The organism is Brevibacterium sp. CT2-23B (assembly GCF_013168765.1).
Classification (GTDB): domain Bacteria; phylum Actinomycetota; class Actinomycetes; order Actinomycetales; family Brevibacteriaceae; genus Brevibacterium; species Brevibacterium sediminis.
On sequence record NZ_JABBYK010000004.1, the window covers coordinates 334,305 to 360,071 of the forward strand.

A 25,767-nucleotide genomic window follows, 5' to 3' on the forward strand; every position below is an offset into this window, starting at 1 on the left:
CAACCGATCAGAGAGGACGCAATGAGTGACGACTCAGCACCAGGACCGCTGTCGGGGGTGACCGTGCTCGAGCTCGGCGTGTTCATCGCAGGGCCGTACGCGACGATGCAGCTGGCCGACATGGGCGCCCGCGTCATCAAGATCGAACCGCCGGGCGGCGATCCGATGCGCGCTGCGGGGCCCTTCGTCGACGGCGAATCGAGCCCGTTCATCCGGCTCAACCGCAACAAGGAGTCGATCGTCCTCGACCTCAAATCTGACGCAGGCCGGGCAGGCCTGCACTCCCTGCTCGCCGAGGCGGACGTCCTCGTGGAGAACATGCGACCCGGAGCGCTGACGAAGATGGGCTTCGGATACGACGATCTGCGCGAGGATCATCCCGGTCTCATCTATGCCTCCGCCTCGGGGTGGGGTCAGGACGGGCCGCTGGCTCCCCTGGCCGGCCTCGACATCATGGCGCAGGCCCGGTCGGGGCTGATGAGCATCACCGGATTCCCCGATCAGCCGCCGGCGAAGGTCGGAGTGCCGATCTCCGATCTCTCGACCGCGCTCTACGTCGCGCTCGGCATCGTCTCCGCCCTCTATGAGCGGCGCGAGTCCGGGCAGGGCCAGTACCTCGACGTTTCCCTCTTCGAGTCGGCCGTGTCCCTGGCTGTGTGGGAAGCCGGCGGGTACTTCGGTGCCGGGACGGTGAGTCGGCCGAACGGTTCGGCTCATCAGGCGCAGGCACCGTATCAGGCGATCGAGGTCGGCGACGGCTTCGTCACCATCGGCGCGAACACTCCGGCCACGTGGACGCGGTTCTGCTCGGCCTTCGACCTCGCCGATCTCGAGCATCACCCGAAGTACGCCGAACCCGCTCTGCGGTTCGCCAACCGAGAGGCCCTCATCGCCGTCATCGAGGATCGGCTGCGCGGGCGCACCATCGCGGAGGTGGTCGAGGAGATGAATCGCGTGGGTGTCCCGGCCGCCCCGATCAACGACTACGAGCAGGTCTTCACCGACGCGCACCTGCAGCAGCGGAACTTCTTCTGGGCCTCCCAACACCCCCGCCTCGGCGAGGTGACGCAGCTGGGCAACCCGATGCGCTTCTCCCGTTCGCAGCTGACCCACGGTCCGGCCGGACCGTCGCTCGGTGCGGACACCGACCGGGTGCTCGCGGAGTTCGCGGGCAGTACCGGGACGGCCGGGTCCGACTCGGACTCCGCCCCTGCCGGAACCGACACCATCACCGAGGAGGTCCGGTCATGAGCGACGATGTTCTCACCGAGGTCGTCGGACGCACCCTGCGCGTCACGTTCAACCGTCCCGAGGCGCGCAACGCGATGACGTTCGAGATGTACCAGAAGCTCGCCGAGGCGGCCGCCCAGGTCGACGCGGACCCGCAGCTGCGTGCCCTCGTCCTCCGTGGAGCCGGGGGTCGGGCCTTTGTGGCCGGCACGGACATCGCGCAGTTCCGGGGGTTCACCGGTGAGGACGGAGTCGCGTACGAGCAGCGCATCGACGAAGTGCTCGGGGCTCTGGCCACGGTCGGCAAACCGGTCATCGCCGTCATCGACGGCCACTGTGTGGGCGGAGGTCTGGGGATCGCGTGCTGCGCGGATGTGCGGATCGGATCGGCCGCCTCGGCGTTCTCCGTTCCCATCGCGCGCACCTTGGGCAACACCCTGTCCGCGAACACGCTGCGCCGGCTGGTCCGGGCGTTCGGGGAACCGCGGACGGCGTCGATGCTCATCACCGCACGGAAGGTCGACGCGCAGGAGGCGCTGGCCTCGGGGTTCCTCACTGCGGTCGCCGAAGATCTCGACGCCGAAGCCGAGGCACTCATCGAGCGGGTCGTGTCCGGGGCACCGCTGACGCAGTGGGCGATCAAGGAGAACCTCCGCCGGCTGGCTGCCGGCGGACCCGTCGACGATGCGGATGTCATCTCAAAGGTCTACGGCAGCCAGGATTTCGCGAACGCCGTCGAAGGATTCCTCACCAAGACCCCAGTGGAGTGGACCGGGGAGTAAGTCGCTTCAGTCCCGATTCCCCTCGCCGAGGCGGTCGACGAGTCTGGCGATGATCCTGGCTCTGGTCGCTTCGGTGCGGGCGGTGAGGATCGGCAGCATGGCCGTGAATCGTTCCGCGCGGTTGAGCGCGTCGAAGGCGGTCTGCGCGGCGGGCGCCTCGGCGAGGGCGTCACGCAGGTCATCGGGGACGGTGGCCTCCGACTGCCTGGGGTAGGCATTCTCCCAGCGGCCGTCGTGCTGAGCCAACCGCACCTCGGCGCGGCCGCGATCCCGCAGACGACCGTCGGTCTCGAGACTGCCGATGATCTCGACATTGCGCTTCGACCAGTTCGAGCGCGGACGTCGCGGAGTGAAGCGCTGGACGAACGTCGTCGCGTCGAAGGTGCGGCGCTGACCGTCGATCCAGCCTCCGCACAGTGCTTCCTCGAGGGCATCTTGGTAGCTCAGAGAGGTCGGCGAGGTGACGCTCTTCTTCGCCATGAGCAGCCACACACCCTTTGACGAATCTTCGTTGGCGATCAGCCACTCGCGCCAAGCGCCAAGGTCGGCGAGAACCAGTGGGGATGTAGGCGAGTTCTCGGTCATGGGCGGGCCGTCGTCAGTCGTCACGGGGTGCGCTGCGCCATCAGGTGTCACAGGATGCGCTGTGCCATCAACCGTCAGACGACGCGGCAGTATCGACGATCCACGGCACTCCGTACTTATCGAGGCACATGCCGAACCCTTCGGACCAGAACGTCGGCCCCAGCGGCATCTGAACCTCGCCTCCGTCAGATAGTCCGGCGAATACCGTGCCGGCGGCCTCGAGGTCGGAGGCCGTGTAGGACAGAGCGATCCCCTGCCTCGGACCACCATCACCCGTGGTGTCATCCGATCCCATCAGCAGGGTATCCCCGAATTTCAGCGCGGCATGCATGACGGTCTCGTCGGTCGAACCGGGCATTCGCTGGTCTTCGGGAACGTCTTTCATCGGCATGATCGTCAGCTCGCCGCCGAAGATCTCCTGGTAATGGTTGAACGCTTCAGCGCATTGTCCGTCGCTGAAGAAGATATAGGCATCAATCGACATCGTGCGTCACCTCTCGGAGCTGTCATCGGTCGGAGAATCAGTGGTTCCACGTGCACAGTGCTCCTGCAAGATTACGCGCGCGAGCACACGACATGTGCAGTCCGGCGCGAACGCCTCACGCTTGCGGATCGGGGATGATCGGAAGCTCGGTCGTCACCTCATCCCGGGGAACCGCCTCGGCGCTGGTGGCGGTGTTGTCCACGGAATCATCGGCGGGCATCCCGGTCAGTCGTTCGGGTCGAAGGATTTCGCCGAGTTCATCCCGCTCGAGCAGTCCGTGCTCGACGACGAGATCGGCGATGGATTCGTTCTTCGCCAGCGCTTCCTTCGCGAGCTTCGCCGCGGCGACGTAGCCGATGACCGGGGCGAGCGCGGTGATGACGGTGACCGAGCGGTCGACGGTGTCCTCGATATGCGCCTCGTTGGCGGTGATGCCGTTGACGCAGTTGATGCGGAAGGTCTGAGCCGCGCGTTCGAGCCACGTGATCGACTGGAACAGCGAGTGGGCGATGATCGGCTCGAAGGCGTTGAGCTGCAGCTGTCCGCCTTCGACGGCCATGGACACGGTGACATCGGCGCCGGCCACGGAGTACGCGACCTGGGAGACTGCCTCGGGGATGACCGGATTGACTTTGCCGGGCATGATCGACGATCCGGCCTGGCGGGCGGGCAGGTTGATCTCACCGATGCCTGCCTGCGGTCCCGATGACAGCAGACGCAGATCGTTGGCGATCTTCGACATCTTCAGCGCGCTGCGCTTGAGCGCACCGGAGAAGGTGATGAAGACGCCCGTGTCGGAGGTGGATTCGACGAGGTCGCCGGCCGTTTTCAGGTCGAGCCCGGTGATCTCGCGCAGGTGCTTGATGACCGCTTCCTTGTACCCGACCGGGGCGTTGATCGAGGTGCCGATCGCGGTGGCGCCCATGTTCACCTCGCCGAGGAGGGCGACCGCTTCCTCGAGACGCTGAACGTCCTCGCGCAGGGTGGTGGCGAAGGCGTTGAACTCCTGGCCGAGCGTCATCGGCACGGCATCCTGCAGCTGGGTGCGCCCGACCTTGACGATATGGGCGAACTCGCGGCCCTTCGCGGCGAAGGCATCGGCAAGGAGTCGAAGCTCGCCGAGGAGGTTCTGCAGTGAGAACGCCAGCGCGATCTTGATCGCGGTCGGGTAGGTGTCGTTCGTCGACTGGCTGTGGTTCGTGTGGTCGTTGGGGTGGATGAACGCGTAGTCGCCCTTCGACCGGCCGGCGATCTCGAGGGCACGGTTGGTGATGACTTCGTTGGCGTTCATGTTCGTCGAGGTGCCGGCTCCGCCCTGGACGACGCCGACGGCGAACTGGTCGTGGAGTTTGCCTGACTTGATCTCTTCGCAGGCGGCGTCGATGAGGTTCGCGCGCTGGTCGTCGAGTGCTCCGATCTCAGCGTTCGCCCGGGCTGCGGCCTGTTTGACGCAGGCGAAGGCGCGGACGAAGTCGGGGTAGACGGAGATGGGCCGGCGGGCGATGGGGAAGTTCTCGTTCGCACGAGCTGTGTGCACTCCCCAGTAGGCGGTGTCGGGGATCTCCATGCTGCCGATCGAGTCGGTCTCGGTGCGGGTGGGCACGGTCTGCGGGTTCTGCGAGGTCAGGGGAATCGAAGCGGTCTGTGTTGAGGATGAAGTCGACTCAGTCATAGTGTCTTCAGACTCTCACATTTCGCCTGTCGGCCGAAGAGCCGAGAGAACGAGGGCGGAACGAAGTGGTGCCTCGCGATCAGGGCCGTCACGACGCAGCCTCTGCGAAAGCATCGGTGGTCGATGGCGCATAGTCACGGTACATCCGCTGGATGCCGATCTGGTCGGCGAGGTACTTCGCGTCGTGCCAGACTCCCCAGATGAAGCTCGACCCGCGTCGGGACAGCCAAGGCAGTCCGAGGAAGTACATGCCGGGGACAGGGCTGACACCACGCTTCTGCACTGGGTATCCGCTTTCGTCGAGGACGCCGTCGACACTCAGCCAGGAGTAGTCGACGCCGAAGCCGGTCGCCCAGATCACGGTGCGGATCCCCGCTGCGACAAGGTCGAGTTCGCGGATCGGGTCGCTGACGCTGTCCGGGTCCGGTCCGAGGATGTGCGCCTCGGGCTCGGGCGGCAGGTCGAGGCCGTTGCGTTCGATGTACTCGTCGGCCTCACGCAGCAGCGACAGGTAGTTCTCGTCGCCGCGGGCGATGTTCCGCTGCAGGTCGTCACCGATGTGCAGGATGCCGTCGGCATAGGAGTTAGCTCGGCCGAGCAGGGTGATGCCCGAATTCGCGAGGTCACGGAAGTCGACGGTGTGCCCGCCCTGCGCTCCGCTGACGGCGATCGTGACATGCTCGGCTCCAGCCGGCGGTGTGGCCATGTCCCATTTGCCCAACACGCCGAGCCACCAGCAGAAATCGCGGCTGCGGTAGGCCCGCGGCGGACGGTCGTGGGGACCGACGGCGAGGTGGACCGGTCGACCCGACCGCTGGATCTCGGCGGCGATCTGCACGCCGGACGACCCGGCGCCGACGACGAGGACGCCGCCGTCGGCGAGCTGTTCCGGGTTCTTGTAGTCGTTCGAGTGGATCTGCGTCAGTCCCGCCTCGGCGGGGATGATCTCGGGGATCCGCGGGGTCTGAAACGGGCCTGTGGCGGCGACGACGTAGTCGGCGTCGATGACTCCGGCGTCGGTGGTCACGCGGAATCCGCGGGTTCCCGCGTTCTCCGTCACCGAGGTGGCGCTGACCCCGGTGCGCACCGGCAGATCCTTGGCCTCGACGAGGGTCTGGAAGTATTCGGCGACCTGTCCCTTCGTGGCGAAGTCGTCGGGTTCGGTGTCCGCGAATTCCTGCGTGGGGAAGCGATCGTGCCAGGCGGGCCCGTTGGCGACGAGGGAGTCCCACCGGCGGGAGCGCCAGGCCTCGGCGACCCGGTCGCGTTCGAGGACGACATGGGCCACTCCCCGCTCGCTGAGATGCTCGCTCATCGCGATACCGGCCTGGCCGCCGCCGATGACGACGACTTCGGTGGTTTCTGCGGCTGTGTTCGACATGGACACCCTTCCGTCGGTGCCGCGCTGCGGCGGCATCTGCTTCGTTGCTGGCGGGCACAACTTCGATGTTGCCCTGACGCCTTCCAGCAAACCGCAGGTGGAAGCGGCAATGCCAATAGTTCTTCACGGTCCACTGCATCTTATGAATAGATGCAGGACTCGCCTGTCGATCACTTGGGGGTATCTAACGGAAACACTCTCAACCTGACTCGGGGGCCACCTCGGCGAGGATCTCGCGGACGACGTCGGACACGGCAGCGGCCTTCGCCGTCTGGCCGGATCGAGCCAGGGTAGACACGGCCACGTGCAGGGTGGGGACGGGATCGGAGATCTCGAGGATAGTCGTACGCTCCCCCGTGTAGGTCTGCCGGATGCGCGGTCGCTGGTTGAGGATGGAGAACCCGAGGCCCATGGCGACCATCGAGCGCACGGTCTCGTAGCTCGAGCTCCGGTAGCGCACATGCGGGGTGATGCCGGCCAGGCGCAGCATGTTGAGGAAATACTCGCGGCTGTCGGGCAAGTCGAGGACGACGAAGTCATCCTCGGCGAGCTCGCTCAGAGAGACCTTCTTCCGACGGGCGAGACGATGGTCGGTGCCGACGATGACGTGCGGCCTAGCCTCGCCGACGATCTCGGCGCGGATGCCGTCGGATTCGGTGAGGTCGTAGTTGAGCGCGAGCTCGACCCGACCGCTGCGCAGGGCATCGATGCTCTCCTCGTGGTCTCCCTCGACGACTTCGACGGTCAGGTCGGGGTGACGCTCGCCCAATCGCTGGAGCAGCTGCGGAAGCAGGAACGGTGCGATCGTCTGGAAGCAGGCGATGACGATGGTTCCGCGCACCTCACGCTGGCCGGCCTGGATCGAGTCGACGGCGTCGGTGATCCGCCCGAAGATCTCCCGGGTCTCATGGAGCAGGCTCTCACCGGCCGAGGTCAGCACGAGGCCCTTCGAGTGCTGACGCACGAACAGCGGAGCACCGAGGGCCTTCTCCAGCTGGTTGATCGCCGTCGACACAGCCGACTGGGCGATGTGCAGCTCCTGGCTGGCCTCGGTCATATTGAGCGTCTTCGCGCATTCGGCGAAGTAGGACAGCTGGGTGAGCGTGATCGCGAATCTCTGCACCATTGCGTCTCCCTGCGATGAAGAATCTGTTTTGTAGATGCTCTGACTAAATTATAACTATTTCACAGATGAATGGAATGTCTCGAGAATGGGTGGCAGACAAAGACCGCTTCACTCGACGAGGAGACGCCGCCATGGCAGAGCCGACGCACACACGCTTGAGAATGTTCAACACCAAGGACACCTATCCGGAGCAGAATCTCGACAACGATCTCTGCCAGGCCGTCGTCGCCGGCGGCGTCGTCTACCTGCGCGGACAGATCGGCCAGGACCTCGAGACCCGGGAGTCCGTGGGCATCGGCGATGTCACCGCCCAGGCGGAGAAGGCGATGGCGAACATCGCGATGCTCCTCGAAGAAGCCGGCAGCAGCCTCGCAGACATCGTCAAGGTCACCGTCTACATCATCGATCCCCGCTACCGCGAGGACGTCTACCGGACCATGGGCAAGTGGCTCAAGGGCGTCTACCCAGTCTCGACGGGCATCGTCGTCCAGGCCCTGGCGCGCCCCGAGTGGCTCGTCGAGATCGACGCCACCGCCGTCATCAGCGAGAACTCCGCTGCGAACAACGGCACCGAGGCGGGACGGACCGAGGTGGCCCAGTGACCTTCTCGCTCCTCCTCCACGATCCCGAGACCGGGGAGTTCGGCTCCGCGATCTCTTCATCCTCGCCGGCCGTCGCCGCACGCTGCATCAGTCTGACCGACGGGGTCGGCGGGGTGAACTCCCAGAACATCACCGACCCACGGCTCGGCCCGGCCATCATCGACGAGATGAGCTCCGGCAAGGACGCGCAGTTGGCACTCGATGCGGTCGTCGCCGCTGCCGATCCCACCGCGATCGACTTTCGGCAGCTGCTCGTCATCGACGCCGCCGGGAACACCGCCGCGCACTCGGGCGCGCAGGCGCTCGGCATCTTCGGCGCCCGCACCGAGACCAACGCCGTGGCCGGAGGCAATATGCTCGCGGACTTGACAGTCCTCGACGCCTTCGTCGAGACCGCGCTGTCTGCGACCGGTCGTCTCGAAGAACGCCTCTTCGCGGCCTTCGAGGCAGCGATGGCCGCCGGCGGCGAAGCCGGACCCGTCCACTCCGCCGGCCTGTCCGTGGTCAACGGCTCCGGCTGGAGGGTCACCGATCTGCGCGTCGATTGGGCCGATGAGGATCCGATCGGGCAGCTCGGCCGCCTCCTCGAGATCTGGATGCCCCAGCGGGACGACTACATCACGCGCGGCCTCGATCCGGCCGCCTCGCCGTCCTACGGCGTGCCCGGTGACGATCGATGAACGACGCGGCAACCGCAGCCAAGGATCGAGTCGCCGCCAGAATCTCCGAGGTCGCCCCGCGGCTCATCGAATTGTCGAACTCCCTCCACGACGACCCCGAGCTCGGTTGGCAGGAGTTCCGCTCTTCGGCCGCCGTCGCCGAGGTCTTGGCCGAGCACGGCTTCACCGTCGAACGCCCCTACCTCGGACTCGAAACCGCGTTTCGCGCCACGTTCGGGTCGGGCGAGTTCACCATCGGCTTCCTCGCCGAGTACGACGCCCTGCCCGGCCTCGGTCACGCCTGCGGCCACAACCTCATCGCCGCGATGAGCGTCGGTGGGGCGATCGGCCTCGCCGAGGCGGCCGGGGAACTCGGCATCACCGTCGAGGTCATCGGCACACCGGCCGAAGAGGGCGGAGGCGGCAAGATCGAACTGCTCGACCGCGGTGCCTTCACCGAACTCGACTTCGCGCTCATGGCCCATCCCGCTCCCGTCGATGTCGCCGAGGCCGAGCCCTTCGCCGTCACCCACTGGCATGTCGAATACACCGGGCGAGCCGCCCATGCCGCCGCATACCCGGAACGCGGCATCAATGCCAACGACGCATTCCTCATCGCCCAGGTGGCCCTCGGTCTGCTCCGCCAGCAGCTGCCGAAGACCGTCCGAGTGCACGGCGTGATGACGAACGGCGGCGAAGCTCCGAACGCGATTCCCGAGAAGACCGAGGGCCGCTGGTACGTGCGGGCCGAGTCGACCGAGGAGCTGATCGCCCTCGAGCAGAAGGTCGTCAACTGCTTCGAGGCCGGAGCCCTGGCCACCGGTGCGCAGCTGTCGATCACCCCGGAGAGCCGTCGCTACTCGGAGATGCGCACCGATGAAGCCGCACTCGAGGCTTACCGGGCCAATGCTCTCGCGCTGGGCCGGGACTTCGACGTCGACCCCGTCGCAGCGACGATGAACCGCGCATCGACGGACATGGGCAACGTCTCCCAGATCGTCGACGCCATCCACCCCTACATCGGGGTCGGCGGCGAGGCGAGCAACCATCAGGCGGCGTTCGCAGAGTCCTGCGTCGGCGAGAAGGCCGAGAGCACACTCATCGACGGCGCCACCGCTCTGGCCTGGACCGCCGCGGATGTGAGCGTCCAGCGCGGCTGACGGACGGCCGCACCGCCAGCACCGCGCTGGCAACCACGATTCCAAAGGAGGATTCGGACATGTCAGGTGACACACAGGCTGCCGAGGGGCTGGCCTATCAGAAAGGTCTGCGCAAGAGCGTGGTCGCCGGCTCCATCGGCGTTCTCGTCCACTGGTTCGACTGGGCCGTCTATGCCTATATGGCCACGACGATCGCAGCGATCTTCTTCCCCGAGGAGGACAGCACGGCAGGTTTGCTCGCCACCTTCGCGGTCTTCGCGGTCTCCTTCCTCGTCCGGCCGATCGGCGCGGTCATCTTCGGCCGCCTCGGCGATAAACTCGGACGCAAGCACACCCTGTCGTTGGTCATCCTCGCCATGGCACTGTCGACGCTCGCGCTCGGAGTGCTGCCGACCTACGGAACCATCGGCATGCTCGCCCCGATCCTCCTCATCGTCACCCGCATCGTGCAGGGGCTGGCCGCCGGTGGCGAATTCGGCAGCGCGGCGGCGTTCCTCGGCGAGTTCTCACCGCCGAAGCGCCGAGGCTTCGGCTGCAGCTGGCTCGAGGTGGGCTCCTTGGCCGGATTCCTCTTGGCCTCCTTCGTCGTCTTCCTCCTCAACCAGGCGCTGACGCCCGACCAGGTGAGCGCCTGGGGCTGGAGGATCCCGTTCCTCATCACCGTGCCCTTGGGCTTCATCGGCCTCTACATCCGTCGGAAGATCGAGGACACCCCGGAGTTCTCTGCCCTGCAGAAGATGGAGACCGTCGCCGAGGCACCCCTGCGTGAGGTGTTCAAACGCAATCCCAAACAGTTCCTCCAGACCTGTGGGATGGAGACGTTCATGAACGTCACCTTCTACGTCGTCCTCGTCTACCTACTCACCTATCAGGAGACCGCGGTCGGCATCGACCCCGGACGGGCAGCGCTGCTGTCGACCCTGGCCTCGGCACTCGGCCTCGTCATCGTCCCGCTGGCGGGCCTCGCCTCGGACAGGTTCGGACGCAAGCCTGTGCTCATGATCGCGGCGATCGCACTCACGGTGCTCTCGGTTCCGCTGTTCCTCCTCATGGGCGCCGACTACCCGTGGGCGTCGTTCGTCTCGACCTTCGGCCTGGCGTTCATCCTCGCGATCATCCTCGGCACCCACGCCGCCACCGTCGTCGAGCTCTTCCCGACCCGGACGAGGCAGACGGGACTGTCCATCGCCTATGCGCTGACCGCCGCACTCTTCGCCGGCACTGCGCCGTACATCCTCACCTGGCTCATCGACACCACCGGCAGCACGCTCAGCCCCGGCTGGTTCCTCGCCGTGGTCGGCGTCATCGGCATCGTCACCGTCGCCTCGCTGCCGGAGACCCGCGGCATCGACCTGCTGCACTCCGATGACATCGAGGAGGCACCGGCCTCCCCCGTCGCCGAGGCGGCAACGCCCGTCGAGTGCCCCAGCCCCTCGCCCGTCGAACCCTCCAGCGACCGCTGATCGCAGTCACTGCCCACTCGCTTTCCGCACCACTTTCGAAGGAGACCTTCCATGACCGCGACTCTGACCGACACCACGACCCGACCGGCGACCCTGGCCGAATGGCAGGCCGCAGCAGCGGCTCTGACCATCGACGGACGCCCAGTCATCAACGGGCAACGGGTCGATGCACGCTCGGGGCAGACTCATCCGAAGACGAACCCCGCCACCGGTGAGGTGATCTCGCAGCTCCACCTCGGTGACGGATCCGATGTCGATGCGGCGGTGGCGAGCGCCCGCGCCGCGTTCGATGGCGGCGAGTGGTCGCGCGCCTCGGCGACGCATCGACGCGAGGTGCTACTGCGCCTGGCCGAGCTCATCGAAGCGCGGTCGGACGAATTCGCCCTCCTCGACACACTCGACATGGGCAAGCCGATCGGTGAGTCCTCGACGATCGACGCCCCGGGGGCCGCGGCCCTGTTCCGCTTCTACGGTGAGGCCATCGAGAAACTCAGTGACGAGATCCCCGTGACCCCGGCCAGGTCGACGGCGCTCGTCACCCGTGAACCGCTGGGCGTCATCGGGGTCATCGTGCCGTGGAACTATCCGCTGGAGATCGCGACGTGGAAGATCGCTCCGGCACTGGCGGCCGGCAATGCCCTCGTCGTTAAGCCTCCGGTCGAGGCCTCGCATTCGGTCCTGCTGCTGGCCGAGATCGCTGCCGAGGCGGGGCTGCCCGCGGGCATCCTCAACGTCGTGCCCGGTCGCGGGTCTGTCGTCGGAACCGCGCTCGGTCGGCACATGGAGGTCGACATGCTCGGCTTCACCGGGTCCACCGAGGTCGCCAAACAACTCCAGGTCTACGCCGGTGAGTCCAATATGAAGCGTTTGGCGCTCGAGGCCGGAGGCAAGAGCGCCAATGTCATCTTCGCCGATACCGACGACTTGTCAGCTGCGGCCCAAAAGGCTGCGTTCGGCATCTTCTACAACCAGGGCGAGGTCTGCTCGGCCACCTCGCGGATCTTCGTCGAACGCCCCGTCTACGAGGAGTTCGTCCATCTGCTCGAGGACGCAGCCGAGAACTTCCAGCCCGGGGATCCGCTCGACCCCGACTCCGCGATCGGCTGCCTCGTATCCGAGAAGCACGCCGACGAGGTGTGGGAATGCATCGAGCAGGCCCGCGCGGACGGCACCATCGTCCAGGGCGGCAATCGCCCGGCGATCAACGGCCGCCGCACCTTCGTCGAGCCGACGATCGTCACCGACCTGCCGGCCGATCACCGTCTGCACAGCCACGAGATCTTCGGCCCCGTCGCCCTCGTCACCCCTTTCGACACCGAGGAGGAGGCGATCTCGAAAGCCAACGAAACGCCCTACGGTCTGGCAGCAGCACTGTGGACGGGAAGCATGGCCCGAGCCCATCGAGTCTCCGCGCGCCTGGTGGCCGGCACCGTCTCGGTCAACACCGTCGACGCACTGGGCTTCACCACGCCCTTCGGCGGCTTCAAGCAGTCCGGTTTCGGACGCGACCTCTCCGTCCATGCACTGGAGAACTACTCGGACTTCAAGACCACGTGGATGCAGTGGGGGTGAAGCACCACTTTGCCCTCCGTGTCTCATCTTTCCCGCATACGCGAAAGGTGAAACGTGGACAGACAGCTCCATAAGCAATCTCAAAAGAGACCACAAAGAAGTGAGCAGTACATGAGTGCAAGAGTCCCGGAACTCCGATCAGTCGAATTTGTTCCGCACAACGAGCGGCACGGGCATCCCGCCAGCCAGTTTCCCCTCTGGTTCAGCGTCAACATGATGGTGTTGACCACCCTGACTGGAGGTATTGGGGTTCTCTCTGGACTCAACATGTTCTGGAGCGTCGTCGCAATCATCTGCGGCAATTTCCTTGGTGCCTTATTTGTCGCCGGTCACTCTGTGCAGGGCCCGGTCCTCGGAATCCCCCAGATGATTCAGAGCCGCGCGCAGTTCGGAGTCTTCGGCGCAGCCATCCCTTTGTTCGCAGTACTCATCATGTACATCGGCTATTTCGCAAGCAATTCAGTTATTGCTGGAGACGCCATCGACGCGGGCACACCAATAGGAAAGAATTGGGGCATCGTCATCTCAGGCCTGGTGATTCTCGTAATCACCTTCTACGGTCACGACCTCATTCACAAGATCGAACGCTGGTTCGCCATCATTCTCGGAGCAGGGTTCCTGGCTGTGACAGTAGTGGTGATACAGCACGGTCTTCCGTCAAGCTCTTGGAATGCCGGCAATTTCAACGGCACCGCGTTCCTCCTGCTAATTGCTGCGACAGCAACCTGGCAATTGACGTTCGCCCCGTACGTTGCGGACTATTCGCGATACCTGCCAAGCAGCACCAGCGGAAAACAGACATTCATTTTCACTTATCTGGGTCTTGTGGTCAGCACCACATGGCTGATGACGCTCGGCGCCATGTTGACGACGATTTTCCCCGAGTACGGCTCCCAGCCCAGTCAGACTATTGCAGGGCTCTTCCCAAGCGCGCTCGCTCCCGCGGTCTATATATTCATCGTGATAGGCGTCATTGCTACAAACGTATTCAATCTGTATGGCGCATTCATGTCGCTGACCACAATCGTTGACACCTTCAGACGAGTCAAAACAACCTTGTCTGCTCGAGCGGTTCTGTTCCTCATCGTCTTTGCCGTCGCCACTTTGGTGGCCGTATTGGCGAGCAGCGACTTCATGGCCTTCTTCGAGAACCTACTGCTTGTTCTCGGCTATATGTTGTTCCCGTGGACCACCATCAACCTCGTCGATTTCTTCTTCGTCCGAAAGGGTCGATACGTCGTCGGCGACATCTTCGATCCCAATGGGCGATACGGCCGATTCAATTCGCGTGCACTGATCGCCTACGGCGCGACAATCCTGGTTGAGATCCCGTTCATGAGCACTGCGTTCTTCACCGGATTCCTCTTCGAAGCAGTCGGCGGAATCGACTACGCCTGGATCATCGCCTTGACCTTGCCGGGACTCATCTATTTCGTGCTCATGCGCCGAACGCGACGCATGGCTGATCGCCTGGAGTCGGACACCACTGTCGACGAGATGAGCTCACCGCTCGGATCCCTCACCGACATAGATGAGAACTCACCAAGTATCCCTTCCGTCAATCGTCCAGAAAACAATGAGCCGGTCTGAACTGGTTGCAATCAAAAGGAGAGAATCAATGGCACGTTTTGAGAACGCGATCATCATCGTCACTGGCGGTGGATCCGGTTTGGGCAGAGCAACCAGCCTGCGCTTGGCCTCTGAAGGAGCTCGCATCGGCGTATTGGACCTGCAGTTCAAATCGGCAGAGACGGTGGCGGAAGAAATCAATGCCGTCGCTGAAGGTCATGCCATAGCATTGGAAGCCGACGTCACCGAAGCCGACGCGGTCGAATCTGCAGTCGCCCAGGCCACTACTGAGTTCGGCGGACTCCACGGCGTCGTCAACTGTGCAGGGATTGCTCTCGGGGAGGGAGGGGTAGTGGACTGCACTGAGAAAGCGTGGGACACGATGATAAATGTCAACGTCAAGAGCATATTCCTCACCGGCAAATACGCGATTCCAGAGATCGTCAAGTCTGGAGGCGGCTCGATCGTCAACATCGCTTCGGTTTTCGGCTTCGTCGTCAACAAGGACGAGTGCGCCTACGCTGCGTCAAAGGGCGCAGTCGTCAACCTCACTCGTCAGATGGCATTGCAGCACGCTTCAGACAAGATTCGCGTCAATGCCGTCTGCCCTGCAGATGCAGACACTCCGCTCATCGATGGACTCATCGGTAAGACCGGTGCTGAATTAGAAGCTGAAAAGGCTGAGCTCGCCGCCCCGATCCCCATGGGACACCTGACGAAACCAGATGACGTGGCCGCCGCAATCAGCTTCCTCCTGTCTTCTGACTCAGAGTTCATCACAGGCGTTTCACTTCCAGTCGATGGCGGATTCCTCGTTCAGTAGTCCCCGCTATTAAGCGCAACTGTCAGCCGCAATGCAGTTCTCGGCGCCAGCTCCGTCACGAGCTGGCGTCGAACTGCATTCACAGGAGGTCAGAATGCGCAGAAATGGGGTGCAATCCGGTCACCCTAACGTCGTCTCGACCAGCCTGCACCCGGTCAGCACCTCGGCGTTGGCCACGATGAGCCGAAAGATGTCGTCGGCGTCGAGCGGTGTTCCGCCCATGAAGTGCAGTCCGTAGGCGTCTTCGAGAGCCACGAGGTTGCTCGCCGCCGTCTCCACGGGCAGCGTCATCGTGAAGGCACCTGCTTCGACGCCCTCGGTGAGCACCGCGGCGTAGAGGGAGACCTCGAGCCGGTAGAGCTCTGCCATGAGACCAGCATGGAAACTGTCTCTGAACGCATGGGTGTGCAGCTCGTTGAGCACCTGAAAGTCGATGTCGTCCGAGGAGACGGGAATGCCGCTGCGGATCACCTGAGCCAGCTTGGCCTCCGGAGTCTCACCTGCGATCCCCTGCTCGCGCCGGTTCCAATAGAACCGCGACACCGTGTCCTCATGCACTTCACGCACGAGGTCTGCGAGGTCGGGATAGTAGTACGCCACCGATCCGGCACCCAGTTCCGAGTGTGCGGCCACGTCGATGGCGCGCAGTCCGTTGAGTCCGCGCTGCGCGATCGCCTGCTTCGCCGCCTGCACCAGCTGTGCACGGCGTCCCGCCTGATTCTTCGGTCGTGCCATGGCTCCATTATCTCCTGAAGTGATGCAGGCAAACGCGGATCGGTATGGCCGTAACTCTGTCAATCGGCGGCCGCCCGTGCAATTCTTTACGGTGTAACTCAAAGAACTCTATCGGACGCCCACTCACAAGGAGGTGGATGGTGTCTTCCCTTGAACGCACGACCGCATACGCGGACGAACAGAAGCAGCATCTGAAGAAGACGCTCGGCCGATTCGACATCGTGCTCATCGTCATGTCGGCGGTATTGAGCATCGAGGTCCTCGCCGAGACCGCAGGATTCGGTGCGGAGACCTTCACATGGACGCTTGTCCTCGCGATCTTCTTCCTCGTGCCCTACGCGCTCGTCTTCGCCGAGACCGGCAGCACCTTCGTCGGTGAGGGCGGAGCCTATATCTGGGTCCGCCAGGCTTTCGGCCGGCCGTTCGGCGCGATCGCCTCGATCCTCAGTTGGGTCACCCAGCCCGTATGGGTCGGCGGTTCGATGGCGTTCCTCGCCACCGGCACATGGAACCAGTTCATCAGCCCGCTCGAGGCCGGGTCGATCGGCGACTGGATCTTCAAGATCGTCTTCATCTGGATCACGGTGATCGCGGCGATTCTGTCGCTGGCGAAGGCGAAGTGGCTGCCCACGCTCGGCGGCGTGCTCAAGGTCATCTTCATCGCGTTCTTCCTCTTCACCACGATCATCTATGCCGCCCAGCACGGCGTTCAGCCGCTCCACCTCTCGGACTTCAGCCCCAGCCTCGGCGGTTTCCTCGGGCTTGTGCCGCTCCTGCTGTTCTCCTACCTCGGGTTCGAGGCATCGAACAGCGCCTCGGACGAAATGAAGAACCCGAAGAAGGACATCCCCGTCGCGATCGCACGTTCCGGTTTCATCTCCGCGCTCTGCTATCTCCTGCCGGTCCTCGCCATGCTGCTCGTGTTGCCGACCGAGACGATCACCGGCATCGGTGGACTCCTCGACGCCGTGCAGACGGTGTTCACCGTCTACGGTCCCGCCGCTGATTTCATGGTCGTGCTCGCAGCACTGATGTTCGTCATCATCCTCGCCTCACAAGGCGCGGCCTGGATGATCATGAGCGATCGGATGCAGGCACTGACTGCGGCCGACGGCGCCTTCTTCGGAGGCTTCTTCGGCAAGATCTCCCGCACACTGGGCACACCGGTCAACGTCAATCTGCTCTCGGGGACCGTCGCCACGGTGTTCCTCATCGCGGCCATGCAGCTCAGCGGTGATGCCGGTGCACTGTTCGGGGTCGTCCTCTCAATCTCGATCTCGACCTTCCTGCTCAGCTATTTGCTCATCATTCCCGCGGCCATCAAGTTGCGGTGGAAGCATCCCGGTATCGAACGCCCCTTCCAGGTGCCTGTCGGAAATGTCGGGTTCACCATCATCGGCGGCATCGCCTTCCTCTGGATCCTGCTCGGATCCTGGGTCGCGATCTTCCCCGGCACACTCGATCGGCTCTTCGGGCAGGAGTACAACTTCCTCGACGAATGGGGCGTCGATCAGGGACCGTTCACGGCCCTCACTCTCGGCACCCTCGGTGCCCTCGCCGCGCTGGCCCTGATCGGATACGTCCGCGGGCACCGGGTCCGCGTCTTCCGCCCCACACCCGCCGATCCTCAGGATCTGCTCGACGACCTCGACCCCGCTCTCGACAGCAAACTCGATACACAGAAAGGCATGTGAAGACCATGACTGCACCGACAACGACCGCCGTCGGCACTTCGACTGCACATCCCCTCGACCGCCTGACCGGTGAGGAGATCGAGCTCAACCGGGCCATCATCGTCGATGCCGGCTACGTGAGCGAGCAGACGCTGTTCGCTCTCGTCAGCCTCGTCGAACCGGATAAGCGCGAGGTCATCGCAGGTGCCACCGACCTCGACCGCCGCGTGCGCTCGCTCATCATCGATCGCGACACCGGGGAGCAGACGGAGCTCCTCGTCTCGCTGACCGAGCGCAAGGTCCTCTTCGCCCGTGTGCTCGATGTCGCGGCCGAGGGTCAGGCTCCGATCACCATGACCGAGTACGAAGAAGCCGAGCAGATGATCCGCAACGATGCGACGTGGCGGGCGGCCGTCGCGGCTCGCGGCATCACCGATGTCGAGACCGTGCGCATCTGCGCGCTCTCGGCCGGATGCTTCGACATTCCCGGCGAGGCCGGCCGCCGCCTCGTACGCGGTTCGTCCTTCATTCAGTCGGACCCGCAGGACAACGCGTGGGCGCATCCGCTCGAGGGGCTCGTCGCCTACCTCGACCTCAACACCGGTGAGGTCGTCGAGGTCGTCGATACCGACATCGTGCCCGTGCCCCAGGAGCGCTTCGACTACCATCTCGATTCCTGGCTTCCCGAGCCGCGGACGACGCAGAAGCCGATCGAGATCACCCAACCCGAGGGCGCGAGCTTCACCCTGAACGGGGATGTCCTCGACTGGGAGAAGTGGCAGGTCCGACTCGGCTTCGATCCGGTCGAAGGCCTGGTGCTCCATCAGATCAGCTTCGATGACGAGGGCGAGCGCCGCCCCATCGTCTACCGCGCCTCGGTGGCGGAGATGGTCGTGCCCTACGGCGACCCCAGCCCGGTGCGCTTCTGGCAGAACTACTTCGACGCCGGCGAGTACTCGATGGGCAAGAACACGAACTCACTCGAACTGGGCTGCGACTGCCTCGGCGAGATCCACTACTCGGACGCGGTGCTCGCCGATGATCAGGGGCATGCGCACACGATCACGAACGCCATCTGCATCCACGAAGAGGATGCCGGGATCCTGTTCAAGCACACCGACGAATTCACCGGCGCCGTCGATGTGCGCCGGAACCGCCGCCTCGTCATCTCCTTCTTCATCACCGTCGGCAACTACGACTACGGCTTCTACTGGTACCTCTACCTCGACGGCACGATCGAACTCGAGTGCAAGGCCACCGGCATCGTCTACACGGCCGTATACGGTGACGAGGCTCAGCGGCAACGCTGGTCGTCTCCCCTCGGCGACGAGGGACTGGGCATGCCCTTCCATCAGCACATGTTCTGTGCTCGGCTCGACATGCAGGTCGACGGCATCGCCAACGCCGTCGACGAGCAGGAAGCTGTCCGCGTGCCCTTCGGCGACGACAACCCCTACGGCAACGCCTTCACCCGCAAGCTCACCCGACTCACCGCCGAGGGCGGACGGACAGCCGATGGTGAGGCCGGGCGGGTCTGGCACATCGTCAATCCGGACAAGACCAATCGGCACGGCTTCCCAGTCGGCTATGAGCTGCGCGTGCCCGACGAGCCGACGATGATGGCGGCCGAAGGTTCGTCGATCTCGAAGCGGGCAGACTTCGGGTCGAAGCACATGTGGCTGACGCACTTCGACGCGGATGAGCGGTTCCCCTCAGGTACGTATCCGAATCAGAACCCGGGTGCCGGCACCATTACGCAGTGGATCGAGCAGCAGCGACCGGTCGATGGTGACGACATCATCGTGTGGGCGTCGTTCGCGATGACACACTTCCCCCGTCCCGAGGATTGGCCGATCATGCCCGTCGACAAGCTCGGGTTCACAATGAAGCCCTATGGCTTCTTCGACAGGAACCCCGCCCTCGACGTGCCGCGCCCGAAATCGGGTCATTGCAGCACCGAGACCGGGCACTCCTGCGAGTGCGACTGAGGGGAATCCACGATGAGCAGCGTGGCATCGTTCCTCATGGTCGCATCGGGGGTCTTGTGCCTCACCGGCGCCGTTGCGTCGAAAGGACGACCGGCCATCGTCGCCGCGGTCGTGATGGTTCTTGCCATGATCGATTTGGCCTACACCGCCCTCGTCCCGGCAGTCGTTTGGTCGGGGGCGCTGCTCCTCGCCGGGATCTGCTTGGCAGTGTTCCTCCGATCGTCGTCCGAGGTTCCCTCGCCGAGGCGGTCCCCCGCTCTCGTCGCGAGTGGCCCGGACGGCGCGCCGGAGTCGGAGGCCGACCGCGGGCTTCGGTCATCTGCCGCGTCTGAACGTAGCGGTTCCGGGGAGTCGCACCCGGGACCGACGGCTGCGATCCTCTCCGCCATCACCTATCCGGTCATGGCGTGGCAGGTCCTCAACCATGGGGCGCATATGAGCGGTTCGACGCATGCCGGCGGTCACGGTCATCATGCCGGCGACATGTCGCTCATCAGTACGTTCCTGACGGTGGCTGTCGTCGTCCTCGCCGTGCTCTTGGTGATCTGCGCTGTCCATGACATCGTCCGAAGGCGCCCTCTAGTTTCTTTCGACTGTTGGGGGATGGCAGCAATGATCGTGGTGATGCAGTTCCTGCACTGACCGGATTAGTCACTGACCGGCGAAATAGAGATGGGAATGCGTAGCGCACCGTGGGTTGAACTGCGCGGCGCATTCCGGGCATTCATCGGTTGCTTTGTAGGCGCTGATCGTCAGTTCGCTCCAGCAGTTCCCGCACAGGATGGCGGGCTGGTCGAACTTCTCCCCTGGCCATTGCTGCGCGGGATGATCGGCAGTCTCAGAGTGGCAAAGGTGGCAAGGATAGTAGCGGTCGCAGCAGGCGAAGCGGATCGCGATGATATCGAGCTCGGTGGCGTAGTGGACGCACCGAGTGTGCTCATCGACCGTCGGGCCGAATACCTCGGGGATCCGCGTCATTGCTCACTGGTCCTTTCCGGCACGTCGAGACTAGGGCTGGTCCTGGTCCGATCCAGCCTAGCCGTTGCGGTTCGCCACCTGGTCCGGCGATCATCCCAGTAGAGTGGAAACCCCCGAGCCGATGAGGATCCATGCCGCAGATTGACGACTACGTCCACCCCTTCGCCGAGGTGGCACTGAGCAACATCACCCGTGAATATCCGTTCGCCTCCCATCATCTGGCGCGGAGTCTCGCCGACATCGTGCCCGCTGTGGAGAAGCACCCCGCGTTCGCGAACTCCTATGACTGGCATTCGAGCGTGCACATGCACTACCTGCTGGTATCGCTGCTGGAGACTGAGGTGGCCCAGGGTGCCGGTTGGCGCGAACGCGCGATTGAGGTTCTTTCTTCACACCTGAGTGAGGAGAATATGTTCGCCGAGGCGGCCTTCCTCCGTGAGAATCCTTCGTGGGAGCGGCCGTATGGCTGGGCCTGGGCGGTCGAGCTCAACCGAGTGCTCAATGCCAGCGAGGTTTCGGAGTTGCGGGCGCTCGGCGCAAAGACTCAGGTGCTCGCGAATACGATCTTCGATCTTGCATCGACGTGGCTGCCCAAGGTGGCCGCGCCGGTTCGGCATGGGGTGCACTCGAACACGGCCTTCGGTCTGCGCCGAATCCTCCTCGGAGCCCGGGCAGCGGACAGACATGATGTTGTCGACGTCATCGCGGGAGCGGCCCGTCGCTTCTTCGCCGAGGATGTCGCGTGGAACTTCACTCAGGAGCGCAGCGGTCACGACTTCCTCTCCCCCGGCTTGTGCGAGGCCGACCTCATGGCTGAAGTGCTCACCGACGACGAGCTAGCGACGTGGCTGCCTGCTTTCCTATCGGAGTTGTCACCGGAGTCGCCGGCGCTCACGCCTGTTGCGGTTTTGGACCCGACTGACGGCCACCAGAGTCACCTGTACGGTTTGGGGCTCTCGGTCGCGGCATCGGTGATACGATTGGCGCCGAGGCTGGAGGCGATTGCTGAGAGTTCAGGCCATGACGAACTCATGGCCCGAGCCAAAGGCATGCTCACACGCGTCGAAACTCTGATCGAGCCAGGTCTCGAAGCCGCGGTGTCAGACGAATACGTGTCTTCTCACTGGATTGCGACGTTCGCGTGGGAGGCCGTTCAAACGGGTCCGGGCAAGTAACTCAATCAGCTCAGCCCACATACGTCGACTGAGCCTGCACTTCGGTTCACTGCACGGCTCGTTTCCATGCGGCCTCGATACGGTCGGCGGCCGCACTAGAGTCTTCGTGCTCCCATACCCTGATAACGGTCCATCCCGCGTCCTTCAGCTTCCGGTTGACTGCACTATCTCGTTCCGAGTTTCGGCTGATCTTCGTCGACCAGTAATCTGTGTTCGTCTTGGGCATGATGAAATGTTCCGGGCAACCATGCCAGAAGCACCCGTCGACGAACACGACGATCTTTGCTTTGGAGAATACGATGTCGGCACGTGACCGAACCCCTCTCATTGGAGAACAGTCCACACGAAAGCGCAGCCCGCGAGAGTGCAGCATCGAACGCAGAGCCAGTTCGGGCTTTGTGTCTCGACGCCGGTTCGCACGCATCGTACGCCTTGCATGTTCAGATGATGCCCATGACGCTTCCATGAAAGTCGCTCCTAGGGGCGGCTAGCGGTACGCTTCCGTTGAGCTGTGATTCGATTAGAGCTTATTCAGAACAACGTTGTGTTCTGAAACATCAGTTCGACATTTCCCCGTACATGTTGCATCAACGCTTCAATATGTTCTGGGTCGTCGTCACCGATCTCCACGATGCCTGAAATCTGAATCAATTGGCGCATCAATACACGCGCATATTCCCGCCGGTTTGTACCCGTCCTATTTGATCCGAGAATGGCCTCAGCTGCTTTTGCCGCAACTGCAGGCCGTTCGCTTGTGAGCCGGCGCTCCAGCAACGCCACATAGTCGTCTTCTGTAAGGCGCCCGCTCTCGACGACTTCGACTCCAAATACTTTCCATCGGCGCCAAAGTCGTTGAAGCACATGCCGACGATTGCCACCAGTAAAACGAGCACCGAGGTTGCTCGTCGTCCCGGGAAAGCGGGCCGAGGCAATGTCCGGAAGTAGCACCAGAGTCAGGAAATCCCATACACGAGCATTTCCAAATTCACCGACTGAACCGATTGAGCGACTATAGATTACCCGACCCAGCTGCAAATCGAACTGAGAAGTTGTGAGAGAGCTCGAGCCTTCTGAGAAGGCAACTGCTTCAAGGCATTCTTCTCGCAGTTCCATCAACTCGTTCTCGGTCGTCCGCCGGCCGCCTGTTGCAGGAAATGCATCTGCAGCAGATAGAGCTTCCTCGAACTTCTGAGTATTGAACTCATAAACGTTTTCGTTGCGAATCAGCTCTACACGGATCGCATCCGCAGCATCTGGAGATAGCCGTGGATACAGTATGAAGTCAGTCATCATCGTCCCTTCAAGAAGCCCACAGCGCTGGCGATATGGTGCTCAACCGTCTCTGGTTCCCGATCCAAAAGTGTGAGCACGGCAGGCAATGACCTATTCAGGTAGTCGCGGCAGCTCTTCTCTGCCGCTGCCGCAATCGAATCGGGAAACTCGGCGATGACGTCTGACACATCAGAATCGCCGCCGTCAGCTGCAGAGAGCCTTTGCACAGTAGACAACAGTGATCGGACGATCGTTGCCTGAAGCGCCTCCTCCACGTAAGGTCGAGCGCGCCCTTCAATGAGCTCGACGACCCGAGGATAGTCCTCGTTCAGCAACAATCTGACCGAGTTGGCGCATGGATCACTCAGTGAAACTGCATTGATCCTGACCGCCCAAGGAGCGGGCGCTAGATTGTTGGCCTTGAAAGAGACGGCAGAGGTCGGGAAGCCGACAAGATGAGAATCCAGATTGATTTTCTCAACCGGGCGAGTTGCGACAATTCTCCTGCTGAGCCAGTCGCTTTCACCCAACGGGGCGGTGACTGTCGCTCTGAGCTCCAGTCGTTCAGCTACCGCCGACCCATTCAAGGTGACTGATGCAGTCGCATACGACTTTGATGAGTCTTTCGAGAACTGAGCACTTGAGTAGGTGGTTTCTCCAGTCTCCCTGCACCCTATCGAGAGATTGAGCTTCGGCTCGCCGTCTTTGAACGACTCAATCTTCTCGTTCGGTACCGATGCTGAGACGGTGAAAGAAAGGCTTGAGTCAGCATCCCAGCGGTCCGCCAATTCGTCGACCGCCACCGGCTGTCCGTTCGACAATATACTTGTCCGCGACCATTCGACTGCATTGTCGATCCTCGGATATGGGAAGAGCCGAATGGCGTTCATCCAATCGCCTCCACCCTGAAGTCCAATTCAATCGCAATCGGCGCAGTAGTGCTCAGCTTGAGCTCGCCGTGAGCACCGGCTCTGTACACGACAGTCTTTTCGTTTTTGATACCCCGAGTCTGGCCTGCCCATTCGACTTGGTATTCACGGTCTTCCAAGTTCATTCTTCCATCCGCTGTACGAGCTGAAGGCAATGCCTTCACCGCAACAGCACTGCCTTTCGGAGACTTCACTGCGAATTCGACCCGATAGCATGCCGCCTGATCATCTTGAGCCACCGATGTGACAACGACTTCTGGGGAGCTGCTCCCCTTCTTGCCAGATCCTGAGTTCCGCCGTCGGTCGGCCGCCAGATCCGAAGCCGAATCGAATACGGAAATTGGCATGAAACTACGGAGCGCGGCTGAGACATCGCGGACTGATCTGTTCGCTGCCTTGATCTCCCCCTGTTGAGCTTCGAGAAAATCGCGCGTCTTCTTACGAACCTGCTCTATCGTTCGCCTAACCACATAGCTCGATATCTCACTTTCGGCAGTATTCGGCGTCCACGCATCGTGAGTAGGCGGTTCAGACGAAGCGAAATGATGATCACACTCCGGAGTGGGTTTGAATACTCCGGTCCATTGCAGACCGTCGAGCTCAATATCCACGATCTTGTCGTAATAGACAACGAACTCTGCCTTCGAGCGCATCAGACAGAGCTGATTGCAAGGTGAGGCTCCAACTGAATCCTTGTTGCCGCCGACGGCGCCCGCAGAGCTGTCCAGAGTCAACATTAGGTGCAGGTAGCCGGAAACCGAATCAGTTCTCTCCCCGAAAAAGGCAGAGTGCGGAGCGTCGAACGAACGTGCCGGACGAAGATTGATCGGGATTGGAGGAGAGCTTTTCAGCACCTGAAAATCGGCCGATTCATCGGTCGGCCCTTCAAGCTGTTCGAGTGTCTTTCGAATTTCAGTCAGCGACTTTGAGTAGCGAGTGTAATGCGAACGGATCTTAGCGGCGACCTCAAGCTGTTCGTCACGCCGAAAGATCTCAAACAACATCGGCGGATACTCTCCGCCGGCATACACAACTTTCGGCCATGCGTTGTCTGCAAGTGCCTCAACAATCTCTTCAACTAGGATGTCAGCTTCGGCATCTGAGCGGACTGGCCGGCGCTCGGCAACAGTCTCGAGGTCGCTGTCTTTGACGTCAGTCATCTCAGGATCGATCACTAGGATCGACGTACCGGTTTCGTCTTCGCCGAATGTCGTCTTGAAGAGTGCCTCTCCAAGCATCTGTGCAGCGTCTCCGCGCAACGGCACGATTTCTGCGTCGTCCGGATCACCCCACCAGTGAGCTCCGGTGTAACGAGCCCCATCCTGATCGTAGGGCTCATGCAGAGTGCTGGCGATCAGACGGTGTTCGAGATCTCCGCTAGCCGTCGCACAAACCGACCAATAGACGACGCTGTGCGCGTGTGAGACCTCAAATGTTGCAGTCTTACCGAACCCGAAGGTTCCGCCGGAAGCTCCATCGGATTTGGTAGTTCCGATGTCGAAGACAAACGCATTGAAGTTGTTTGGAGAGTCGGGGTCAGCGGCTTCGCTGGCGCGCACGGGGCCGTTCAGTCCAGTTGTGCCTCGATCGTAGATCTCCATCACGTGCATGTCTGGGTCCTGAAGACTCTGCTCAAGCACCTCGAGAGAAGGTGGAAGCTCAGCGAAAATGCTGTCAGTCAGTACTCTCTTCGCCTCATCGCTCGGACGATAGATGTGGACCCCATAGGCTGGGACCCAGTCGTCCAAATCTGCGGCGTCCCATGAATTTTGAAGAGTCTCTCGGACCAATACTTGGACCCTGGTCAAGTCGGTGGTTGCCCGAAGCAGCTTCCCGCGGCCACCACTCGTCTGGTCTCCTGCTCCACGGGGCTTCGAATAGAGTTTGAGCTGTGTCTTGCTCATTGTGT

General features: G+C 62.8%; 24 protein-coding genes. 13 read left to right on the forward strand and 11 right to left on the reverse strand.

What is annotated here, in order from left to right; all coding sequences use genetic code 11:
- The first annotated feature begins 21 nt into the window (after positions 1-21).
- Together HIM68_RS12460 and HIM68_RS12465 are read left to right on the forward strand one after the other, a co-directional pair.
- Positions 22-1,251: a CaiB/BaiF CoA-transferase family protein gene (locus HIM68_RS12460; protein ID WP_172172609.1), complete on the forward strand. Its 1,230-nt coding sequence runs from the start codon at positions 22-24 to the stop codon at positions 1,249-1,251.
- Entirely contained in the window at positions 1,248-2,012 is a 765-nt protein-coding gene (locus HIM68_RS12465) for an enoyl-CoA hydratase (protein WP_172172611.1), read from the forward strand. The genes HIM68_RS12460 and HIM68_RS12465 overlap by 4 nt, the downstream gene beginning before the upstream one ends.
- Before the next feature lie 6 nt (positions 2,013-2,018).
- Here the strand turns inward: HIM68_RS12465 and HIM68_RS12470 are convergent, their stop codons facing one another.
- The 5 genes from HIM68_RS12470 to HIM68_RS12490 form a co-directional block, all read right to left on the reverse strand.
- Positions 2,019-2,597: a YdeI family protein gene (locus HIM68_RS12470; protein WP_172172613.1), complete on the reverse strand. Its 579-nt coding sequence runs from the start codon at positions 2,595-2,597 to the stop codon at positions 2,019-2,021.
- Positions 2,598-2,664: 67 nt separating this feature from the next.
- A complete protein-coding gene (locus tag HIM68_RS12475) occupies positions 2,665-3,081 on the reverse strand; it encodes a VOC family protein (RefSeq protein WP_172172615.1) in 417 nt (138 codons plus the stop codon).
- A gap of 115 nt (positions 3,082-3,196) precedes the next feature.
- A complete protein-coding gene (locus HIM68_RS12480) occupies positions 3,197-4,753 on the reverse strand; it encodes an aspartate ammonia-lyase (RefSeq protein WP_172172617.1) in 1,557 nt (518 codons plus the stop codon).
- Positions 4,754-4,841: 88 nt separating this feature from the next.
- Positions 4,842-6,134: an NAD(P)/FAD-dependent oxidoreductase gene (locus HIM68_RS12485; RefSeq protein WP_172172619.1), complete on the reverse strand. Its 1,293-nt coding sequence runs from the start codon at positions 6,132-6,134 to the stop codon at positions 4,842-4,844.
- 199 nt (positions 6,135-6,333) lie between these two features.
- The gene (locus HIM68_RS12490) at positions 6,334-7,260 is read right to left on the reverse strand and encodes a LysR substrate-binding domain-containing protein (RefSeq protein ID WP_172172621.1); all 927 of its coding nucleotides are present in this window, start codon (positions 7,258-7,260) and stop codon (positions 6,334-6,336) included.
- Between the two features lie 131 nt (positions 7,261-7,391).
- Here HIM68_RS12490 and HIM68_RS12495 point away from each other — a divergent pair, with 131 nt between their 5' ends.
- Genes HIM68_RS12495 through HIM68_RS12525 form a run of 7 tightly spaced genes read left to right on the forward strand, consistent with a single transcriptional unit; the run spans position 7,392 to position 15,108 of the window.
- On the forward strand, positions 7,392-7,862 hold the full coding sequence (locus tag HIM68_RS12495) for a RidA family protein (RefSeq protein WP_172172623.1): 471 nt from the start codon (positions 7,392-7,394) through the stop codon (positions 7,860-7,862).
- Positions 7,859-8,542 carry a DUF1028 domain-containing protein gene (locus HIM68_RS12500; RefSeq protein ID WP_172172625.1) on the forward strand — a complete coding sequence of 228 codons (684 nt, stop codon included), beginning with the start codon at positions 7,859-7,861 and terminating at the stop codon, positions 8,540-8,542. The genes HIM68_RS12495 and HIM68_RS12500 overlap by 4 nt, the downstream gene beginning before the upstream one ends.
- A complete protein-coding gene (locus HIM68_RS12505) occupies positions 8,539-9,681 on the forward strand; it encodes a M20 family metallopeptidase (RefSeq protein WP_172172627.1) in 1,143 nt (380 codons plus the stop codon). The genes HIM68_RS12500 and HIM68_RS12505 overlap by 4 nt, the downstream gene beginning before the upstream one ends.
- 59 nt (positions 9,682-9,740) lie before the next feature.
- On the forward strand, positions 9,741-11,144 hold the full coding sequence (locus HIM68_RS12510) for an MFS transporter (RefSeq protein WP_172172629.1): 1,404 nt from the start codon (positions 9,741-9,743) through the stop codon (positions 11,142-11,144).
- A 51-nt stretch (positions 11,145-11,195) separates the two neighbouring features.
- Positions 11,196-12,716 (forward strand): aldehyde dehydrogenase family protein, encoded by a 1,521-nt coding sequence (locus HIM68_RS12515; protein WP_172172631.1) that lies wholly within the window; start codon positions 11,196-11,198, stop codon positions 12,714-12,716.
- A 54-nt stretch (positions 12,717-12,770) separates the two neighbouring features.
- Positions 12,771-14,306 carry a cytosine permease gene (locus tag HIM68_RS12520; protein ID WP_172172633.1) on the forward strand — a complete coding sequence of 512 codons (1,536 nt, stop codon included), beginning with the start codon at positions 12,771-12,773 and terminating at the stop codon, positions 14,304-14,306.
- Positions 14,307-14,334: 28 nt separating this feature from the next.
- Entirely contained in the window at positions 14,335-15,108 is a 774-nt protein-coding gene (locus tag HIM68_RS12525; protein ID WP_172172635.1) for an SDR family NAD(P)-dependent oxidoreductase, read from the forward strand.
- Between the two features lie 120 nt (positions 15,109-15,228).
- On the opposite strand, the gene HIM68_RS12530 is transcribed toward HIM68_RS12525, so the two are convergent.
- Positions 15,229-15,843, reverse strand: a complete 615-nt coding sequence (locus HIM68_RS12530; protein WP_172172637.1) for a TetR/AcrR family transcriptional regulator — start codon at positions 15,841-15,843, stop codon at positions 15,229-15,231.
- 137 nt (positions 15,844-15,980) lie between these two features.
- Here HIM68_RS12530 and HIM68_RS12535 point away from each other — a divergent pair, with 137 nt between their 5' ends.
- The 3 genes from HIM68_RS12535 to HIM68_RS12545 are packed head-to-tail and all read left to right on the forward strand — an operon-like array spanning position 15,981 to position 20,146.
- Entirely contained in the window at positions 15,981-17,537 is a 1,557-nt protein-coding gene (locus tag HIM68_RS12535) for an APC family permease (RefSeq protein WP_172172639.1), read from the forward strand.
- A gap of 5 nt (positions 17,538-17,542) precedes the next feature.
- On the forward strand, positions 17,543-19,504 hold the full coding sequence (locus tag HIM68_RS12540) for a primary-amine oxidase (RefSeq protein WP_172172641.1): 1,962 nt from the start codon (positions 17,543-17,545) through the stop codon (positions 19,502-19,504).
- Positions 19,505-19,516: 12 nt separating this feature from the next.
- A complete protein-coding gene (locus HIM68_RS12545; RefSeq protein WP_172172643.1) occupies positions 19,517-20,146 on the forward strand; it encodes a hypothetical protein in 630 nt (209 codons plus the stop codon).
- A gap of 9 nt (positions 20,147-20,155) precedes the next feature.
- Here HIM68_RS12545 and HIM68_RS12550 read toward each other — a convergent pair whose 3' ends face one another.
- Positions 20,156-20,482 carry a CHY zinc finger protein gene (locus HIM68_RS12550; protein WP_172172645.1) on the reverse strand — a complete coding sequence of 109 codons (327 nt, stop codon included), beginning with the start codon at positions 20,480-20,482 and terminating at the stop codon, positions 20,156-20,158.
- Between the two features lie 131 nt (positions 20,483-20,613).
- Here HIM68_RS12550 and HIM68_RS12555 point away from each other — a divergent pair, with 131 nt between their 5' ends.
- Entirely contained in the window at positions 20,614-21,657 is a 1,044-nt protein-coding gene (locus HIM68_RS12555) for a DUF2891 family protein (RefSeq protein WP_172172647.1), read from the forward strand.
- 46 nt (positions 21,658-21,703) lie between these two features.
- Here the strand turns inward: HIM68_RS12555 and HIM68_RS12560 are convergent, their stop codons facing one another.
- The 4 genes from HIM68_RS12560 to HIM68_RS12575 all read right to left on the reverse strand — a co-directional run bounded on the left by HIM68_RS12560 (position 21,704) and on the right by HIM68_RS12575 (position 25,762).
- On the reverse strand, positions 21,704-22,123 hold the full coding sequence (locus HIM68_RS12560) for a very short patch repair endonuclease (protein WP_172172649.1): 420 nt from the start codon (positions 22,121-22,123) through the stop codon (positions 21,704-21,706).
- A 65-nt stretch (positions 22,124-22,188) separates the two neighbouring features.
- On the reverse strand, positions 22,189-22,947 hold the full coding sequence (locus tag HIM68_RS12565; RefSeq protein ID WP_172172651.1) for a hypothetical protein: 759 nt from the start codon (positions 22,945-22,947) through the stop codon (positions 22,189-22,191).
- Complete coding sequence (locus tag HIM68_RS12570; protein WP_172172653.1) at positions 22,947-23,819, reverse strand: hypothetical protein; 873 nt, start codon at positions 23,817-23,819, stop codon at positions 22,947-22,949. Before HIM68_RS12570 ends, HIM68_RS12565 begins: the two co-directional genes overlap by 1 nt.
- On the reverse strand, positions 23,816-25,762 hold the full coding sequence (locus HIM68_RS12575) for a hypothetical protein (RefSeq protein WP_172172655.1): 1,947 nt from the start codon (positions 25,760-25,762) through the stop codon (positions 23,816-23,818). The genes HIM68_RS12570 and HIM68_RS12575 overlap by 4 nt, the downstream gene beginning before the upstream one ends.
- Positions 25,763-25,767: the final 5 nt, after the last annotated feature.

Excerpts from the sequence above, each read along its gene's own strand:
- HIM68_RS12460 (WP_172172609.1), top strand. The coding sequence starts at position 22 with ATGAGTGACGACTCAGCACCAGGACCGCTGTCGGGGGTGACCGTGCTC.
- HIM68_RS12465 (WP_172172611.1), top strand. The coding sequence starts at position 1,248 with ATGAGCGACGATGTTCTCACCGAGGTCGTCGGACGCACCCTGCGCGTC.
- HIM68_RS12470 (WP_172172613.1), bottom strand. The coding sequence starts at position 2,597 with ATGACCGAGAACTCGCCTACATCCCCACTGGTTCTCGCCGACCTTGGC.
- HIM68_RS12475 (WP_172172615.1), bottom strand. The coding sequence starts at position 3,081 with ATGTCGATTGATGCCTATATCTTCTTCAGCGACGGACAATGCGCTGAA.
- HIM68_RS12480 (WP_172172617.1), bottom strand. The coding sequence starts at position 4,753 with ATGACTGAGTCGACTTCATCCTCAACACAGACCGCTTCGATTCCCCTG.
- HIM68_RS12485 (WP_172172619.1), bottom strand. The coding sequence starts at position 6,134 with ATGTCGAACACAGCCGCAGAAACCACCGAAGTCGTCGTCATCGGCGGC.
- HIM68_RS12490 (WP_172172621.1), bottom strand. The coding sequence starts at position 7,260 with ATGGTGCAGAGATTCGCGATCACGCTCACCCAGCTGTCCTACTTCGCC.
- HIM68_RS12495 (WP_172172623.1), top strand. The coding sequence starts at position 7,392 with ATGGCAGAGCCGACGCACACACGCTTGAGAATGTTCAACACCAAGGAC.
- HIM68_RS12505 (WP_172172627.1), top strand. The coding sequence starts at position 8,539 with ATGAACGACGCGGCAACCGCAGCCAAGGATCGAGTCGCCGCCAGAATC.
- HIM68_RS12510 (WP_172172629.1), top strand. The coding sequence starts at position 9,741 with ATGTCAGGTGACACACAGGCTGCCGAGGGGCTGGCCTATCAGAAAGGT.
- HIM68_RS12515 (WP_172172631.1), top strand. The coding sequence starts at position 11,196 with ATGACCGCGACTCTGACCGACACCACGACCCGACCGGCGACCCTGGCC.
- HIM68_RS12525 (WP_172172635.1), top strand. The coding sequence starts at position 14,335 with ATGGCACGTTTTGAGAACGCGATCATCATCGTCACTGGCGGTGGATCC.
- HIM68_RS12530 (WP_172172637.1), bottom strand. The coding sequence starts at position 15,843 with ATGGCACGACCGAAGAATCAGGCGGGACGCCGTGCACAGCTGGTGCAG.
- HIM68_RS12535 (WP_172172639.1), top strand. The coding sequence starts at position 15,981 with ATGGTGTCTTCCCTTGAACGCACGACCGCATACGCGGACGAACAGAAG.
- HIM68_RS12540 (WP_172172641.1), top strand. The coding sequence starts at position 17,543 with ATGACTGCACCGACAACGACCGCCGTCGGCACTTCGACTGCACATCCC.
- HIM68_RS12545 (WP_172172643.1), top strand. The coding sequence starts at position 19,517 with ATGAGCAGCGTGGCATCGTTCCTCATGGTCGCATCGGGGGTCTTGTGC.
- HIM68_RS12550 (WP_172172645.1), bottom strand. The coding sequence starts at position 20,482 with ATGACGCGGATCCCCGAGGTATTCGGCCCGACGGTCGATGAGCACACT.
- HIM68_RS12555 (WP_172172647.1), top strand. The coding sequence starts at position 20,614 with ATGCCGCAGATTGACGACTACGTCCACCCCTTCGCCGAGGTGGCACTG.
- HIM68_RS12560 (WP_172172649.1), bottom strand. The coding sequence starts at position 22,123 with ATGGAAGCGTCATGGGCATCATCTGAACATGCAAGGCGTACGATGCGT.
- HIM68_RS12565 (WP_172172651.1), bottom strand. The coding sequence starts at position 22,947 with ATGACTGACTTCATACTGTATCCACGGCTATCTCCAGATGCTGCGGAT.
- HIM68_RS12570 (WP_172172653.1), bottom strand. The coding sequence starts at position 23,819 with ATGAACGCCATTCGGCTCTTCCCATATCCGAGGATCGACAATGCAGTC.
- HIM68_RS12575 (WP_172172655.1), bottom strand. The coding sequence starts at position 25,762 with ATGAGCAAGACACAGCTCAAACTCTATTCGAAGCCCCGTGGAGCAGGA.